The organism is Arsenophonus endosymbiont of Bemisia tabaci Q2 (genome assembly GCF_902713415.1).
Lineage (GTDB): Bacteria > Pseudomonadota > Gammaproteobacteria > Enterobacterales > Enterobacteriaceae > Arsenophonus.
The window spans coordinates 1-611 of the sequence record NZ_CACTIE010000208.1 but is presented as its reverse complement, the minus strand read 5'-3'; the positions used below and the strand labels follow the sequence as shown (position 1 = coordinate 611).

Here is a 611-nt window from a genome sequence, read left to right as displayed (position 1 = left end):
AGATATTTTCTTCGCACTCAATATGGTGTAATCAAAATTAAGTCGCTTAGCTATAATTGCGTGTTGCAATTGAAAAAAGTTCGCCAGCCGGAAGAGCTAAGTTTGATTATTGCGTATTACGTTAAGGGCTATTCAAAGCGTGCCATCGCTCGCCGACGTCGGGTGTCGGGTGGATGAGCCTGCTGATTCGGGCAAAATTGCAGATTGCAGAAGGATTTATTGACGGGTGCTTATCCCAGCTGGCCGTGCGATTAGACACGGACCCCGAGGTTAAAATTTATGCCACACAAAAAAGTGAAAAAAGTATTAGTGCGGTCCGCAAAAAGTTTGGTAATGTGTTATAAGTTAGCGATTTAGCTGATACTCCAAATGATATCGTCGATACATTAAAAAGTCGATACACTAAAAATAAGACAATTTCAGGAAATCCAAAAAAAAGCCGGCGCACTACAGTAAGCGCTATCTGGCTTTATCTCCCTTTATCTTAAAGTTTAGTGTATATTATTAATTTTATTTAAAATAAGGATGTAAAAAGATGACAAACACTAATACAACGCAAAATAGTGATAACACAAACCCTTCATTATTATTTATTAAAGAAGGAGGAACAA

Annotated in this window: 2 protein-coding genes; both read left to right on the top strand. The window is 37.8% G+C overall.

Features of this window, described 5'->3' with window-relative positions; all coding sequences use genetic code 11:
* The first annotated feature begins 60 nt into the window (after nucleotides 1-60).
* Entirely contained in the window at nucleotides 61-177 is a 117-nt protein-coding gene (locus ARSQ2_RS13190) for an antiterminator Q family protein (RefSeq protein WP_238334449.1), read from the top strand.
* Nucleotides 174-344 (top strand): hypothetical protein, encoded by a 171-nt coding sequence (locus ARSQ2_RS13185; protein ID WP_238334448.1) that lies wholly within the window; start codon nucleotides 174-176, stop codon nucleotides 342-344. Before ARSQ2_RS13190 ends, ARSQ2_RS13185 begins: the two co-directional genes overlap by 4 nt.
* Nucleotides 345-611 lie beyond the last annotated feature (267 nt).

Bases quoted from the DNA above. Each gene is read 5' to 3' on its own strand.
- ARSQ2_RS13185 (WP_238334448.1), top strand. From the start codon at position 174: ATGAGCCTGCTGATTCGGGCAAAATTGCAGATTGCAGAAGGATTTATT.